This window comes from Synechococcus sp. BS56D, from assembly GCF_004332405.1.
In the GTDB taxonomy this organism is placed as follows: domain Bacteria; phylum Cyanobacteriota; class Cyanobacteriia; order PCC-6307; family Cyanobiaceae; genus Synechococcus_C.
Genome location: NZ_PHQU01000004.1, coordinates 223,123 through 236,679 on the forward strand (window position 1 = coordinate 223,123; position 13,557 = coordinate 236,679).

17 protein-coding genes are annotated in these 13,557 nt (G+C 64.3%); 9 read left to right on the forward strand and 8 right to left on the reverse strand.

Annotation, left to right across the window (positions count from 1 at the left end; translation table 11 throughout):
* Positions 1–15 precede the first annotated feature (15 nt).
* Positions 16–3,051, forward strand: a complete 3,036-nt coding sequence (locus CWE17_RS07605) for a glycoside hydrolase family 38 C-terminal domain-containing protein (RefSeq protein WP_131455867.1) — start codon at positions 16–18, stop codon at positions 3,049–3,051.
* 7 nt (positions 3,052–3,058) lie between these two features.
* Here the strand turns inward: CWE17_RS07605 and psbN are convergent, their stop codons facing one another.
* On the reverse strand, positions 3,059–3,199 hold the full coding sequence (gene psbN / locus CWE17_RS07610; protein WP_131455869.1) for a photosystem II reaction center protein PsbN: 141 nt from the start codon (positions 3,197–3,199) through the stop codon (positions 3,059–3,061).
* An 83-nt stretch (positions 3,200–3,282) separates the two neighbouring features.
* On the opposite strand from psbN, the gene psbH reads away from it, so the two are divergent.
* The 4 genes from psbH to CWE17_RS07630 are packed head-to-tail and all read left to right on the forward strand — an operon-like array spanning position 3,283 to position 4,675.
* Positions 3,283–3,483 carry a photosystem II reaction center phosphoprotein PsbH gene (psbH, locus tag CWE17_RS07615; protein WP_131455871.1) on the forward strand — a complete coding sequence of 67 codons (201 nt, stop codon included), beginning with the start codon at positions 3,283–3,285 and terminating at the stop codon, positions 3,481–3,483.
* A 9-nt stretch (positions 3,484–3,492) separates the two neighbouring features.
* Positions 3,493–3,804, forward strand: coding sequence for a TatA/E family twin arginine-targeting protein translocase (locus tag CWE17_RS07620; protein ID WP_131455873.1), 312 nt, complete (start codon positions 3,493–3,495; stop codon positions 3,802–3,804).
* On the forward strand, positions 3,804–4,421 hold the full coding sequence (gene pth / locus CWE17_RS07625) for an aminoacyl-tRNA hydrolase (protein ID WP_131455875.1): 618 nt from the start codon (positions 3,804–3,806) through the stop codon (positions 4,419–4,421). The genes CWE17_RS07620 and pth overlap by 1 nt, the downstream gene beginning before the upstream one ends.
* Entirely contained in the window at positions 4,418–4,675 is a 258-nt protein-coding gene (locus CWE17_RS07630) for a DUF3146 family protein (RefSeq protein WP_131455877.1), read from the forward strand. The genes pth and CWE17_RS07630 overlap by 4 nt, the downstream gene beginning before the upstream one ends.
* Here CWE17_RS07630 and CWE17_RS07635 read toward each other — a convergent pair.
* The 4 genes from CWE17_RS07635 to rph form a co-directional block, all read right to left on the reverse strand.
* Positions 4,645–5,097: a pre-16S rRNA-processing nuclease YqgF gene (locus CWE17_RS07635; protein WP_131455878.1), complete on the reverse strand. Its 453-nt coding sequence runs from the start codon at positions 5,095–5,097 to the stop codon at positions 4,645–4,647. The two genes, CWE17_RS07630 and CWE17_RS07635, sit on opposite strands and share 31 nt — an antisense overlap.
* Positions 5,098–6,303, reverse strand: a complete 1,206-nt coding sequence (locus tag CWE17_RS07640) for a DUF3084 domain-containing protein (RefSeq protein WP_131455880.1) — start codon at positions 6,301–6,303, stop codon at positions 5,098–5,100.
* A 63-nt stretch (positions 6,304–6,366) separates the two neighbouring features.
* Positions 6,367–7,116 carry a global nitrogen regulator NtcA gene (gene ntcA, locus CWE17_RS07645; protein WP_131455882.1) on the reverse strand — a complete coding sequence of 250 codons (750 nt, stop codon included), beginning with the start codon at positions 7,114–7,116 and terminating at the stop codon, positions 6,367–6,369.
* Positions 7,117–7,184: 68 nt separating this feature from the next.
* On the reverse strand, positions 7,185–7,919 hold the full coding sequence (rph, locus tag CWE17_RS07650; RefSeq protein WP_131455884.1) for a ribonuclease PH: 735 nt from the start codon (positions 7,917–7,919) through the stop codon (positions 7,185–7,187).
* Positions 7,920–8,072: 153 nt separating this feature from the next.
* On the opposite strand from rph, the gene CWE17_RS07655 reads away from it, so the two are divergent.
* Together CWE17_RS07655 and dcd are read left to right on the forward strand one after the other, a co-directional pair.
* Positions 8,073–8,681 carry a cob(I)yrinic acid a,c-diamide adenosyltransferase gene (locus CWE17_RS07655; protein WP_131455886.1) on the forward strand — a complete coding sequence of 203 codons (609 nt, stop codon included), beginning with the start codon at positions 8,073–8,075 and terminating at the stop codon, positions 8,679–8,681.
* Positions 8,681–9,274 (forward strand): dCTP deaminase, encoded by a 594-nt coding sequence (gene dcd / locus CWE17_RS07660; protein WP_130128322.1) that lies wholly within the window; start codon positions 8,681–8,683, stop codon positions 9,272–9,274. Before CWE17_RS07655 ends, dcd begins: the two co-directional genes overlap by 1 nt.
* 16 nt (positions 9,275–9,290) lie before the next feature.
* On the opposite strand, the gene thyX is transcribed toward dcd, so the two are convergent.
* Together thyX and CWE17_RS07670 are read right to left on the reverse strand one after the other, a co-directional pair.
* Entirely contained in the window at positions 9,291–10,016 is a 726-nt protein-coding gene (thyX, locus tag CWE17_RS07665; protein WP_131455888.1) for an FAD-dependent thymidylate synthase, read from the reverse strand.
* Between the two features lie 86 nt (positions 10,017–10,102).
* The gene (locus CWE17_RS07670) at positions 10,103–10,663 is read right to left on the reverse strand and encodes a thioredoxin domain-containing protein (RefSeq protein WP_131455890.1); all 561 of its coding nucleotides are present in this window, start codon (positions 10,661–10,663) and stop codon (positions 10,103–10,105) included.
* Positions 10,664–10,785: 122 nt separating this feature from the next.
* Here CWE17_RS07670 and CWE17_RS07675 point away from each other — a divergent pair, with 122 nt between their 5' ends.
* Positions 10,786–11,316 carry a hypothetical protein gene (locus tag CWE17_RS07675; RefSeq protein ID WP_131455892.1) on the forward strand — a complete coding sequence of 177 codons (531 nt, stop codon included), beginning with the start codon at positions 10,786–10,788 and terminating at the stop codon, positions 11,314–11,316.
* Here CWE17_RS07675 and CWE17_RS07680 read toward each other — a convergent pair.
* Positions 11,258–13,285 (reverse strand): transglycosylase SLT domain-containing protein, encoded by a 2,028-nt coding sequence (locus CWE17_RS07680; protein ID WP_370318288.1) that lies wholly within the window; start codon positions 13,283–13,285, stop codon positions 11,258–11,260. The two genes, CWE17_RS07675 and CWE17_RS07680, sit on opposite strands and share 59 nt — an antisense overlap.
* Positions 13,286–13,336: 51 nt before the next feature.
* Here CWE17_RS07680 and CWE17_RS07685 point away from each other — a divergent pair, with 51 nt between their 5' ends.
* Positions 13,337–13,540 carry a hypothetical protein gene (locus CWE17_RS07685; RefSeq protein ID WP_131456009.1) on the forward strand — a complete coding sequence of 68 codons (204 nt, stop codon included), beginning with the start codon at positions 13,337–13,339 and terminating at the stop codon, positions 13,538–13,540.
* Positions 13,541–13,557: the final 17 nt, after the last annotated feature.

Consider the following 13,557-nt stretch of genomic DNA (forward strand, 5'->3'; position numbering starts at 1 on the left):
TGTTTGGTGATCACGATGCAAACCCAGCTCCAGGCCCGGCGATTGGGGTGGATTGAAACGTTTCGAAGCCGCTCGCGTCTGGATCTGATCGGTCACTGGCTGCGCAGCGACGCCCCAGAACGGGGACCTGCTCTGGAGGATCCATGGGGGCGTGAGCACCGTCCCGACTGGGTGCAGCGGGGGTTGCTCGTCTGGCCGAGAGGTGGAGTTTGGAGGCGACTGCGACAGGAGATCCGCTGCCCGCCTGCCTGGCGGAATTGCACGGGAGCCCAGGCGCGTCTGGTCTTGAGCTGGTGGGCTGATGCCGTGCGCATCTGGGTGGACGGTCAGCTCGTCCATGAGGGCGACCTCTTCGATACCCGCTGTCGCTGGTCGATGCCCTCGGTCTGGTTGAGCGGCAGGCCGATCGTTCTGGAGCTGGAACTGCGCAGCCCTCTCCACGACGACGGTGCCCTGATCAGCAGTGCCATCGTTCTTGAGCCAGAGACGCCGTCCGCAGCCGATGGGGCGGAATGGCTGTTGCTGCCTCAGGCCCTGGATTTAGCGCTCGCGGTCTCTCCGGCAGGGCCTGAGGAAGAGGCCGAGACAGGGTTGCCGGAGTCATGTCTGGATCTGGATCCTCTGCAGGACGCCGCGGCTGAGGCGGTGGCGGATGCGTTGAGGCGGCTCGCTCCTGCCGCCGGCCAGGTGCACTGGTTTGGTCATGCCCATCTTGATCTGGCCTGGCTCTGGCCGGTGGCCGACACCTGGGAGGCCGCAGAGCGCACCTTCCGCTCCGCTCTTGCCTTGATGGAGCGATTCCCTGATCTGCATTTCGCCCACTCCACCCCTGCCCTCTATGCATGGCTTGAACGCTTTCGTCCGGCTTTATTCGCCAGGATCCAAGCCGCCAGTTCGGCTGGCCGCTGGGAACCGATCAATGGCCCCTGGGTCGAGACCGACTGCGTGCTGATTGGCACGGCGTCGCTGCGCCGCCAATTCGCATTGGGCCAGGCCTACAGCCATCGAGCGTTCCCCGATTGGCGCCATGAGCTGGCCTGGCTTCCCGACAGTTTCGGCTTTGCTGCCGGCCTGCCGGCGATTGCGGCCATGGAGGGGGTGCGGTGGTTCTGTACGCACAAACTGGCCTGGAATGCCTCTAACCCCTTCCCCCATCGCCTGTTTCGCTGGCGAAGCAGGGGTGCGGCTGAGGTGCTGGCGTTGATGTTGCCGCCGATCGGCACCGATGGGGACCCTGGGGCCATTCAGGCGGAACAGCGTGCCTTCGAAGCGGCCACAGCGTTAGACCAGGCCCTCTGGATTCCAGGGGTGGGTGACCACGGTGGCGGTCCCACCGCTGAAATGCTCGAGCAGTTGCAGCTTTGGGAGGGGCATCCCCAGGTCTCGGTCCGGCGGCCAGGCAGTCTCCGTGACTACCTGCAGGGGTTGGAGGCTCACATCGAGAGCCTGCCGGTCTGGCGGGATGAGTTGTATCTGGAACTTCACCGGGGCTGCCCCACCAGCCGTCCGGATCAGAAGCGCCACAACCGCAGCCTGGAGCGGCTGCTCAGAGAGGCGGATCTGGTGGCTGCATTGCTGAGCGCAGGGTTAAGTGCTCGAGCTGGTGCCGGTGCCCCCGCTGCTACTGACTGGCGACCGCTTCTGTTTCAGCAATTTCACGACATCCTTCCTGGAACGTCGATTCCGGAGGTGTTTGAGCAGGCTGAACCCGTCTGGCGGGCTTCGCGGCGGCAGGCCCTGCGCCAGCGCAATCAGGGATTACGCGACTTGCTCGGGCTTGCTTCGGGAGAGAACCGCTGGTGCTGGGTTGGTTTGCAGCCGCTGGCGTGCTGGTCACCCCTGCTGCGCCTGCCCCGGGGGCACTGGACCCATGCCGGTCAGGCGTTGGCTGTTCAGGATGCGCCCACCGGTGGCAGCTGGGTGCAGCTGCCCTGCCAGGAGGGGGTCGCGGCGGTTGCGCTCGAGCACGTGCCGTTCCAACAGGCTGCTGTCTTCACACAACCGCCAGTGCGGGGCGCTGTGCAAGTGACCACCCTCCCAGGGGGTGGCTGGCGGATCGGCAACGGCTTGGTCTCCGCCGAGATCGATGCCTCTGGACTTCGTCAGCTCAGGGATGCTGCTGGAGCTCCGCAGCTGTCCGCCCCGCTGGAGTTCCGCCGTTTTGGTGATCACGGCGAGTTTTGGGATGCCTGGGATCTGGCTGCTGACTACCGGGAGCACCCCCTGCCTCTCGAAGGGCCGCTTGATGCGCCTCAACTCGTCGAATCGGGGCCGCTGCTGGCCCGTTGCCTGTGGCGCTGTAACGCCGGTGCGAGTCGGATCCGAGTGGATCTGCAGCTCCGTGCCGATCACCCTTGGATTGAGATCACATGCAGCATTGACTGGTGTCAGACCCATGAGCTGCTGCGCCTGGAGCTTCCCCTGGCCACCGAAGCCGTGCGCTGGGCTGCGGACACCAGCGGCGGGGTTCTTGAACGGCCGGCTTTGGCTCAGACCGCCAGGGAGCAGGCCCGTTGGGAGGTGCCGGTGATCTCCTGGCTAGCTAGCCAGGCGGCAGCTCCAGCAGGGGGGCTCGCGGTGTTGCTGGATGGTCCGCAGGGGGTGGACCTGGTGCCGGATCGGCTTGGCGTTTCCCTGCTGCGCGGCCCTACCTGGCCGGATCCCTCGGCGGATCAGGGCTGGCATCGCCAACGGCTTGCGCTCATGCCGGTTCCGGAGGGCTGGGAGCGAGGCGCCGTTCCCCAGGCGGCCCTCGCCTTTCGTGAAACCGGTTGGTGGGGCAAAGCGACTACAGCAGGAGACCAACGTCTGTTGCCGGGCCTTCCGCCGGGGTTGGTGCCGATTGCCCTCACCAGCGAAGCCCCAGAGGGTTCTGTGCGTCTTCAGGTCCACAACCCCGGTGGTCGCCGCCAGCAGTGGAAGCTGCCGCAAGACGCCGGCTGGAGTGTTCGATCCTGTGGTGCCAGCGATGGAGATGGCGAATGGGGTGAAGCCATCTCAGTCAGGCCGGGAGCGCTTGTGGATCTTGAGCTCCGCCGTTCCGACCCCTGAGCGGGCTTCAGTCGTCGTGATCGTCGAAGGGATCGTCCAGCTGCTTTGAGGGAGGTCCAAAGGCTGTGTAGACGCCGAACCCGGTCAGCCCGAGCAATACGGCCAGCACGGCGATCGCCACGGAAAGGGCCGGGGAGGAGGTTTCCATCACATCTCTCGACAGGTTCGGCCCGATCAGGACCGTGGCCCCTACAGTATCGAGACTGAACCTCACCCGAGACCAAGCCCGCCATGGCTCAACGCACTCGTCTGGGAGATCTCCTCCGTCCCCTCAACTCTGAGTACGGCAAGGTGGTGCCCGGCTGGGGAACCACTCCTGTGATGGGCGTGTTCATGGCCCTGTTCCTGGTCTTCCTGCTGGTGATCCTGCAGCTGTACAACAAGTCCCTGATCCTCGAGGGCATCAACGTCAACTGGAACGGCCTCGGCTGAGGAAAGCCCATGAATGTCTTCGGCATCGGCCTTCCTGAGATGGCCGTCATTGGTGCTGTGGCCCTGCTTGTGTTTGGGCCCAAGCGCCTGCCGGAGCTGGGGCGGACCCTGGGGAAAACCTTGAAGGGTTTTCAGTCTGCTTCCAAGGAATTCGAGCGCGAGATCAACAAGGCGATGGCTGAGCCAGAGCTGCCTGAAGCTGGCCTGCCTGAACCTGGGGAAGTGAACGATGTGAAGGCGATCCCTAGCACCGCCTCAGTGGATAGCGCCTCTGCTGACAGCGCCTCTCCCGACATCAAGGCCTCCAATCCTGAGCTCTGATGGATCGGGGCCAATTGCGCCTCGTCGTCGGTCTCGGAAACCCCGGAGATCGCTACGCGGGCACGCGTCACAATGTTGGCTTCATGGCCCTCGAGGCCATGACTCGCCGCGAAGGCACTCGCTTCCGTTCCATGCCCAAGTTGCATGGGGAGCTGGCTGAGCTTGGCCTTGGGGCCGAGCGTCTGCGCCTGCTGATGCCGCAGACCTTCATGAACGACAGCGGTCGGGCGATCCGTGCCGCCCTCGATTGGTTCGATCTAGACGTGAACCAGTTGCTGGTGGTCGTCGACGACATGGATCTGCCTTTGGGAAGACTGCGGCTGCGGGCCAAGGGCAGTGCTGGTGGTCATAACGGGCTGCGCAGCACGATTCAGCATCTGGGCACCCAGGATTTCGCCCGCTTGAAGATCGGCATCGGTGCCCCTGGTCGTACCCCCGAGGAGCGGCGCGCCCGCACGGTGTCGCATGTGTTGGGCAGCTTCAGCAAAGAAGAACAGCCGCTCCTGGAGACCGTTCTTGATGCGGTGCTCAAGGGGCTCGATTTGATCCAGCGTCAGGGCCTGGAGCGGGCTGGTAATCAGCTCAATGGTCTCCAGCTCGCGGAGACGGACGCATGAGTCCGCTGCCTGTGACAACGGCCCATCTCAGGGTGTTGCGTCAGAGCTTTCAGGACCAATGTTTGGAGGGGGAGGTGCAAGCTGGCGGATTTGCTTGGCAGTTCTGCTGGGCCTTTGATCGCGGCGAGCTGACGGTGGAGCCATCCCTCGGCAGGGCCTTGATCCAGGACGCCCTCCAGCGATTTCTGGTCAAGGCTGACTATCACCTCGAGCCTGGCGGCGATTACACCTTCACCGTTCGGGCGCGATTTTGAATCGGTGGAGGGCAGGCCCATTCCAGGGGCCGGCCAAGGTGGTCTTCGAGCAACACCAGAGCAGCAATGGCATCCAGCTCCACAGGAGGCAGGTCGAGCCCGCGAGGCAGCAAGCGTCTCCAGCCTTGCGGTGGCCATAGCTGCCAATAACGCTCTCTCGCTCGCAGGGTGGTGCCCCGCTCGTCCATGAGCTCAGGCTCCAGCTGAAGTTGCTCCTGCAAACGTTCACGCCAGAGGCTGCTGCCGGTGCCATTGCCAAGAAGGACCTGATCGATCGGACTGCTGCTGCTCCAGTGCTGGATCTGATCGAGCACTGTGTCGATGGGATACACGCCTGATGCAATCACCTGGTGGCGTTCCTTGTCGCAGAGCACCAGGCCGCATTTGCTGCGGCCAGGGTCGATGGCCAGGAGCCGTGCCATTTAGGTGGGGCCTGAGACCTGGCCTGGGCGCACCCCATTGATGGGGCGCAGCTCCACGACGATCGGGTCTGCGGTGTCGCTGCTGCGCAGGGCCACGACCTCAAGCTCAACGCGGGATGGTGCTCGGCTCAGGAGCTGTTTGCCAAGGCTGTTCAGGGCTGTCGCGTCAAACTGAAGTCCCTGACTGAGGGATCCCCGGCGCTGGACCTCCGCCAGGGCGGAGGCGAGCAGGAGGTTGAGCCGATTGCGTACGGCTTCCCCGTCAGTTTCCTGGCGTTCGAGGGAGGTGCGGGCCAGCACGTCGCCGGTTTTCACGATGCGGGTGTTCGGACGAGCTTCTGGGAAGGCGTACACCACCTTTTCGCCCAGAAGAACATTCGCTGCCGAGCGCACATTCACCACCCAGGTGCCCGGTTGGCGGATGGTTTTTTCAAGTCGTTCGATGTCGCTGCGAGGCACCAGCAGGATCTGTCGATCGGGTTTTACCCCTGGGAGGACCTGCTGGTAGGCCTGCAGGTTCGCTTCCCGCAGCAGCTGATCAATTACCTGTTTCGCCTGTCTGGGGTTGTCGAGCCGCAGGGTGGCGGTGGCCAGGGGCTGGCCGCTGCTCAGCACCACGTTCCCCTGCCGCAGTGCGAGCACGTTTTTCTCGAGTTGGCGCAGCTCCGCTTCACCGTTGCTGATGCGCTGCCGCACGCTGGCCAGCTCCGCTTCGGTGCGTCGGATTTCCGCATCCCGAGCCTGCACGTCGCGACTGAGGCGAGTCCGTTCTGCTTCCAGACGTTCCCGCTGCTTGTTGAGGGGAACCAAGGCTTGGCGCAAGGTCTCTGCCTTTGCCTTCGCTTCCGCAAGATCCCGTCGGGTCCGTTCCCGTTGCTCCTGGGCTTGCGCCAGTTCTCGGGTTGCTTCCTTCTGGGCTCTGCGGCTGCTCTCAAGGGCCGTGCGGCTGTCATTCAGCCGCTTCTGCAAGGCATCCAGTTCAAAGAGGCCCACGCGCAGCTGGCGGCTCACCAGCAGCATCAGCCCAAGGGACAGCGCTGAGATCAGGCTCCCTGTGAGCACCGTGATCAGCACGGCGGTGCGGCGGGGGCGCATGCCCAGCAGGCTGAGACGGGCCTTCCCGACCTTGGAGCCGAGTCGATCGCCCAGGGTGGCGAGCACGCCACCGAGCACAAGCAGGGAGAGGATCAGCAGCCAGCCGGTCACGAATTCAAGGGCGAGGGAAGGCGAGCTGAGGCCGTCCGGGCTCCATCTTCTCCCGTGACCCGCTCAGCTGAAGCGTTTCGCCAGGGCGATTGGATCGAGCACCGTGATTTTCTTGCGGTCGATCTCCACCAGACCAGAGTTGCGCAGATCCCCGAGCAGGCGCGTAATCGTGACCCGGGTGGAGCCGATGGCCTCGGCGATCGACTGGTGCGAGAGGCGCAGGTCAATGGTGATTCCCTTATCGCCAGGCACTCCGAAGTCACGGCAGAGCACCAAAAGAAAACTCACCAGGCGGGACGACATGTCGCGATGGGTGAGGGTTTCGATCATGGTCTCGGTTTGCAGGATCCGGCTCGAGAGACCCTGCAGCAGCAGCAGGCCAACACCGGTATCGGCTTCAATCGCCTGGCGCACCGAGGCAGCTGGTGCCGTGACCATCTCCACGCGGGTGAAGGCCACGGAGTGATAGAAGCGATCGGAGCGATGGCCGGTCAACAGGGACAGCACGCCGAACAAGCTGTTTTCCCTGAGCAGAGCCACGGTGATTTCCTCCCCGGACTCGTAGACCCTGGAGAGGCGAACCGCCCCGCGCCTGATCAGATAAACCCGTTCAGCGGGATCTCCGGGGAAGAAAATCGTCTTGCCGCGTTCCACCAGCTCCGTGCTCGCGCCCTCGAGATCTCGGATCACTTCCAGCAGCGTGCGTGCGTTGGCTGCAGGAGCGTTCGCCAGGGTGACTCCCGCTCCGGCACTGGCCGTTACGGAGGCGGTCTGCGGTGAATATCGGCTGAAGCCGCGTGTGGCTCCGACCATGGCGACTTTGCAGTTGGCAGGACGCTACGGATGGTCCTGGCTCCACCTTGTAGCAACCCACACGAAATTCAGCGTTGATGCAGGGCGCTGCGTTGGTGCTGCATCAACTCCGTCAGGCCTGGTTCGGCAAGGTCCAGGAGGCCGTTGAGGGCGCTGCGACTGAACGGAGCTCCCTCCGCTGTGCCCTGCAGCTCCAGCAGACGCCCTTCGCCGTCCATCACCACATTCAGGTCCACGTCGGCCCGGCTGTCCTCGCTGTAGTCCAAGTCGAGCAGGGGGGTTCCCTGCACTAAACCCACGGAGACGGCCGCCACCTGCTGGCGGACCGGTTGACGCGTGATGACCCCGTTCGTCAGGAGTTGGTTGCAGGCGTGCTGAAGCGCAATCCAGGCGCCGGTGATCGAGGCCGTGCGCGTGCCTGCATCGGCCTGGATCACATCGCAATCGATCAGCAACGTGTTTTCACCCAGAGCTTCCATGTCGAGGCAGGCCCTGAGGCTGCGGCCGATCAGGCGCTGGATCTCCTGAGTGCGACCCGAAAGTTTGAGCAGCTCCCGGTTCTGGCGTTCGGGAGTGGAGCCAGGAAGCAGCCTGTATTCAGCACTAAGCCAGCCCTTGCCTTCCCCCTGACGCCAGCGCGGGACACCTTGTTCATGGCTGACGCTGCAGAGCACGGCGGTGCGGCCCGTGCGCACGATCAGGGAGCTGATGGCAAAGCCCATTGGATCCCACTCGATCGCGAAGGGGCGCAGCGCGGCGGCATGGCGACCGTCGTGACGGAGTGGGGGCTGGTGGCTGGTCATCAACCGCAGAAGCGCTGCAATTGAGCCTGACAGGGCGGCTGTCACCAGCAGGCGGGGCGCTCAAACACCATCAGTGGTGTATCAGGGGCTTGTGAGCTGCGTCTCCGGCGCTAGATTTTGCTTCTGCCGGCATGCCGGCCGTGTGAGGAATCAATGACCGCCAGCCTGAGCTCCAGTCATCGCCCTGCCGATCCGCGCACTGCGGATCACCGGGCACTGGAGCGAGCGGGTCTACGGCCTTTGCCCCCTGTGCCGCCCCGGGCACCCCTCCATCTGGTGGCTGCCGAGGGTCAGCTGCAGGTGCATACCGCCCCCTACCGCGGCAGTTTTTCCAATGTGCTCAGCCAAGCGTTGCGTGCTGCCGGTCTGGGCAGCCGTGTGCTGATTGTGCAGTTCCTGAAGGGAGGGGTCGACCAAGGCCCGGAGCGGCGTCTGACGCTCTGCGGTCGGCTCGGCTGGTTAAGGCCTGCTGTCTCCACTTGCCTCGATGGGCCTGCCGTTGACCAGGGTCAGGCTGTGCAGGAGGCGGTGGAGCAGGTCTGGCAGGTCTGCCGACGTGAGCTACTGGCTGGCGAGCTCGATCAGCTGGTGCTTGATGAGCTGGGGCTGGCCATTGCCCTGGGCTACCTCAGCGAGGAGGAGGTGCGTGCGACTCTGGAGCGCCGCCCCGGCTCGGTGGACGTGATTGTCACCGGACCCTCCATCCCCGAGTTCTTGATGGGGCTTGCCGATCAGGTCACTGAACTGCGTCGAGGCTTCTGATGCTCAAGAACGATCGCTGGATTACTGAACAAGCTCAGGCCGGCATGCTTGAGCCCTTCCAGGCGGGGCTGGTCCGTCATCTAGAGCCGGATCAAAAGCAGCGCCCGGTGCTCAGTTTCGGTTGTTCGTCCTATGGCTACGACCTGCGCCTGTCACCTCAGGAGTTCCTGATCTTCAAGCACGTGCCGGGCACGGTGATGAATCCCAAGCGGTTCAATCCGGCCAATCTGGAGCCCACAGAGCTTCATCACGATGAGGATGGTGATTACTTCATCCTCCCGGCCCATTCCTACGGGCTTGGTGTGGCCCTCGAAAAGATGAAGGTGCCCGCGAACATCACGGTGATTTGTCTTGGCAAGAGCACCTATGCGCGCCTGGGAATCATCGTGAACACCACCCCGGCGGAAGCGAGCTGGGAGGGACATCTCACCCTGGAATTCAGCAACAGTTCCGGTGCTGATTGCCGCATCTATGCCAATGAGGGCATCTGTCAGCTTCTCTTCTTTGAAGGTGATCCCTGCGACACCACCTACAGCGACCGCCAAGGCAAATACCAGCATCAACCGGAACGGGTGACGCTGGCGAAGGTGTGATCAGGGATCAACCTGATCAGGGCGCCAGCCTGGCTTTATGGAGGCGACTCTTTTCGTACCAGGCTGCGAATTCAGGGGCCCATTCCTGCAGGTGCGGCCACATCAGGTCGCACAGTTCGCGGATCTCCTGCTGAGCATCGAGCTTGGCGCGGAGGTCCATGAAGTGCAGGAAAGCTCGCAGGCTGAAGCTCACCACGAAGTGCTGGCGGTAATCAAAGGGCAGGATCCCGCGCGCGTGTTCTTCCGCGAAGCCTGCCTGGAGAAGATCCCGATAGCGGGCAGCAGCCTGCTGGCAAAGCTCCAGATCCTGGCGGCGCAGATCTTCGCTGTAGTGATACTTCTTGCCTTGACGATCGCTGTAATCCCCCACCGGCCGGAGGTAAAACACCTCCTCGAGGGGGAGCTCGCCGTTGGCGGCTTTACAGATGCGATCGCCGGTGTAGCGCATCGACTGCACGTCGAAGCTCACACCCACCCGGTGGGTGCGGGCCTGTTGCATCACCGAGTGGGGGAACCAGCCCACGTTGAGCACGATCTGGGCATGTTCGAGCGGTCCGTAATGGCCTCGCTCACCCGCCAAGAGCCGTTTGACGCAGATTTCTCCGGCCCGCGTTTCATCCGGCCATTGCTCCCGATCAGCGGCTACGAAGCCTTCGCTGTAGTCCTGGTGCATGCCGGCATACACACACTGCTGAGGGTTGGGTGTCGCGGCAATCAGGTCGACCCGGAAGCGGGGATCCATGGCGGGCGTCAGGTCGGAGTGAACGGTTGTGGGCTGATCATGGCCGGTTCGCGCCTGGATGGCCGCCCTTCATGAAGGCTCAGCCCTCAGGAATGGCTGCGCGGACCGGGGCTGCTGACCAGGGAGCTGGCTGTCGTTTCGCTGGCGGTGAGTGCCGAGAGGCTGCCGATGCCGGCCAGCTGTGGGAGCTTCGTGTTGTCGATCAGAGCGTTGCTGATGGCCTCCAACTGGGCAGCGCTACGCACCCCCAGAGAGCGGCCCCGCAGGCTCCCGTCAGCGGCGAACAGATTCAGTTGAGGGATGCCATTGACCTCGTAGCGATCGATGAGGTCTTGCCAGCGAGGGTTCTCGATGTTGACCAGCACCACGTTCATGCGGCCATTGGTGCGGCGTTCGGTCTCCAGCATCGCTGGAGCCATTTCCCGACAGGCTTCACACCAATCGGCGTAGAACTCGAGCATCGTTGGCTTCTGATTGCTGAGCGCTTGCTCGGGGGTCAGAGAACGTCGCGCCAGCTGATCCATCGGCGACTCCACGCTCAGGCCATTGCGAAGCAGAAACAGGATCAGCGCCAGTGCGATGGCACCGATCACAAGCAGGGCCTTCTGGCCGACGGAGAGGCTGGCGGATGGTGCGCTGCCGGTCATGCCTCGAGCGATGGACGCTTCGCCACTCTGGCAGGACTCCCGCGTCAACGTTGCTAGTTTGAGCGCGGCTTTCTGGCTGTTGCGGCGCTCTGCCGGATGACCCGAGTCCTGATGTTCTCCTGATGGCTCTGCTGCGTTTCCTGGCCCTGCCGTTCCGCGCGCCGCTGTTGCTGGTGTTGTTCGTGGTGGCGATCCTGCTTGGTCACCACTGGACCATCTTTCAGCAGGACTTAATGAATGATCGGGGAATTGACCCTCAGCTGTTCTGGACCGTGGAGGTGGTTCAAGCTCTGGTGGTGGTGGTGGTCTGCACGATGCCCGATCTGCTGCTTCGGCAGGTGTCGATGTTGATGGCCTCCAGCAGGGTGATCAGTCTTGTGGTCACCCTCCTGCTGGTGATCACCGGTGGCTTGTATGTGCTGCAGCTGAGCCTGCTCTCCGATGTGCTGATCCTGTCCTCGGCGGTCTTGTTGGCCCGCCTGGATCTCACGCGCATCAAGGTGGTGCCACCGCCGGTTGTGATGGCCGCCTGGATGTCCGTGATCGTGCTCTGCGGGGTGTGGCTCGGCCACGTGCTGCCCAATCCATTTGCGATTAGTCCCCTGGGGGCCGAAGCGCTTCGCTTCTTGTACACCCCTGGTCTGCCGGCTTGAGATAGGCCCAGAGATTCCCCAGCACTTTCTTGGTATAAAGCCGCGTTTCTGGATAGGGGATCCGCTCAACCCAGAGCTCCGGGTCGCGTGTCAGTTCTTCGTTGCGCCAGCGGCCTGCGGCGCCTGGGCCTGCGTTGTAACTGGCGATTGCCAGCCAGGCATTGCCTTGCCACTGCCGGAGCAGCTGGGACAGGTAGCGCGCTCCGAGCCGGGCATTGGCGCTTGGCTCCTGCAGTTCCGCCTCGCTGAGGGGGGCACCGGCCAGCTCCGCCGCGGTTTCCGGCATCAGTTGCATCAGCCCGATCGCTCCCACGGGTGAGGCCACCCCTGGTGAGAAGCGTGATTCCTGCTTGGCGATCGCTTGAAGTAACTCTCTGCGAACGCTTGCCTCCTGGCCGGCAGTCGACAGGTGGTCGAGGAAGGTCTGGGGCTGCTGACTGCGATGCACCAGGGTGCGGGTGGAGCAGTCGTCAGACACCAGGCGGAGGCTGGCACGCCAGAGACGCTCGAGGCCGTTCCAGCTGTCGCCGTTGGCCAGCCGCAAGCGGCCCTCCACCACCCCTTCTTTGGCAGTGGGCGGCTGGGGATGGCGGCTCTGCCAGGTTTCAAGGGCGGTCTTGACAAGCCCCAGGCGCCAGAGCTCATCCACCTCCTGGTCGCCACTCTGCAGTGGTTGCCAGGGGGCCAGCTCCGGGGCCGAACTGGTGGCTGTATCCAGGGCTGGCAGGGGGGTGCCTTTGAGCCGATGCTCCGCCCGCCAGGTGTAAAAGCCGGGAGGATGCTCCGCCAGCAGACGTTTCCAGATGTCCGCTGCGGCCTGAGGGCGTCCCTGTTTAGCGATCGCTAGCCCCAGCCAGAACTGCTGACGTGCTGCCAGAGGTTCCGGCAGCTGATCGGAGGGAATGCGCCCGAGCCAATCTTCCGCCTGTCGCCATTGCCTTTTCAGCAGAGCCTCCCGGGCAAGATCCCATTGCAACTGCCAGCTGGCGGGATGTTGGGGCCAGCGACTCAGCACCGCGGCCCCATCACGGCGACGACCCAGACGGACCTCGGCAGCGGCCACATCGGCGGAGCGATTGCGAACTGCTTTGGGGATCGCCTCCAACAGCGCGGTATCCGGTTTCAGGGGGGCGCTCAAGAGTTCCGCCGCTGCCAGGGGGATGTCGATCTCTTGCGACCCCTGCGCTGGCGTGGACTGGATCTGGCTGAGCTGCACGAGCATGGCTTCGGCAGTCCGTTGCTGTTGGGCATCTCCCTGCAGCAGCGCCCGTGCCAGAGCCAGCGCTGTGATCGGTTGAGGGGGTTGTCCGTTCAGGCAGCGCAATGCCGCAGGGCCATCGCCCAGCTCTGCGAGGCCCCGGGCCAGCCACTGGCGCTCATTGGCAGTCGCCGCTGACAAGGGTGCGTTGCAGGCCCGACGCAGGAGTGCTGCAGCGCCGGGATGCCTCGGGGCCCAGCGGGCCAGGTGCAGCGCCTCGCCATCGCGGACGGCGCTGTCGAGAGCAGCGGGGTGGGTCGGTTGGCGTCGGCGCAGCTCCCGCTGGAGGGCTGGATTGGTTGCGCTGAGGTGATAGCGCGCATCGGCGCTGGCGGCGCTGTCTGGAAAGCGCTGCAACAAGTCGCGCCAGAGCCCTTGTGCTGCTTCTGAGGCCTGGCGCTGTTCGGCGGTTTGGGCCTGGCGTTGCAGGGTGACTGCCGCCAGGGGGGAGTGCCCCCAGCCCTGCCCAGCCAGCAGTCGTTGCCTGGTGCTGGCGTCGTTCACCGTTGTGCTGAGCAGCAGTGCCGCCTGGCGGCGCTGACCTGGATCGCTTGACCAGCGGTATTGGTTCCAGAGGGTGGTTCCATCGAGTTCGGGCGTGAGCTTGAGCTGCAGCTGCTGCAGGAGTGGCTGGCCCGCCAGGATCACCGCAAGGCTGGCGATCGCCGTGCCACCGATCAGCAGCAGCCCGCGGGGGAACGACTCGGACACGCCACAAGCGATGACTGCTGGCATTCTGGGCGCAGTCAGGGACCGATGGCGATGGCAGAGGATCCGCGCTGGACGCGCCCAGGACAGGGTCAGCGCCGCCGCTGCGGACTCGCCTGGTTGCTGTTGCTGCTCGTCTGGGGGTTCCGCTGGCTCTGGCCCCTCCAGTGGCTTCCCGGTTGGGTCGTGGTGGCCGTGGCGGTTTGGGCCATGCTCGAGCTGGTGGGGCTGCTGGTCGCGCCGCGGCGCTGGCGCTGAGTGCATGGGCTGGGCCC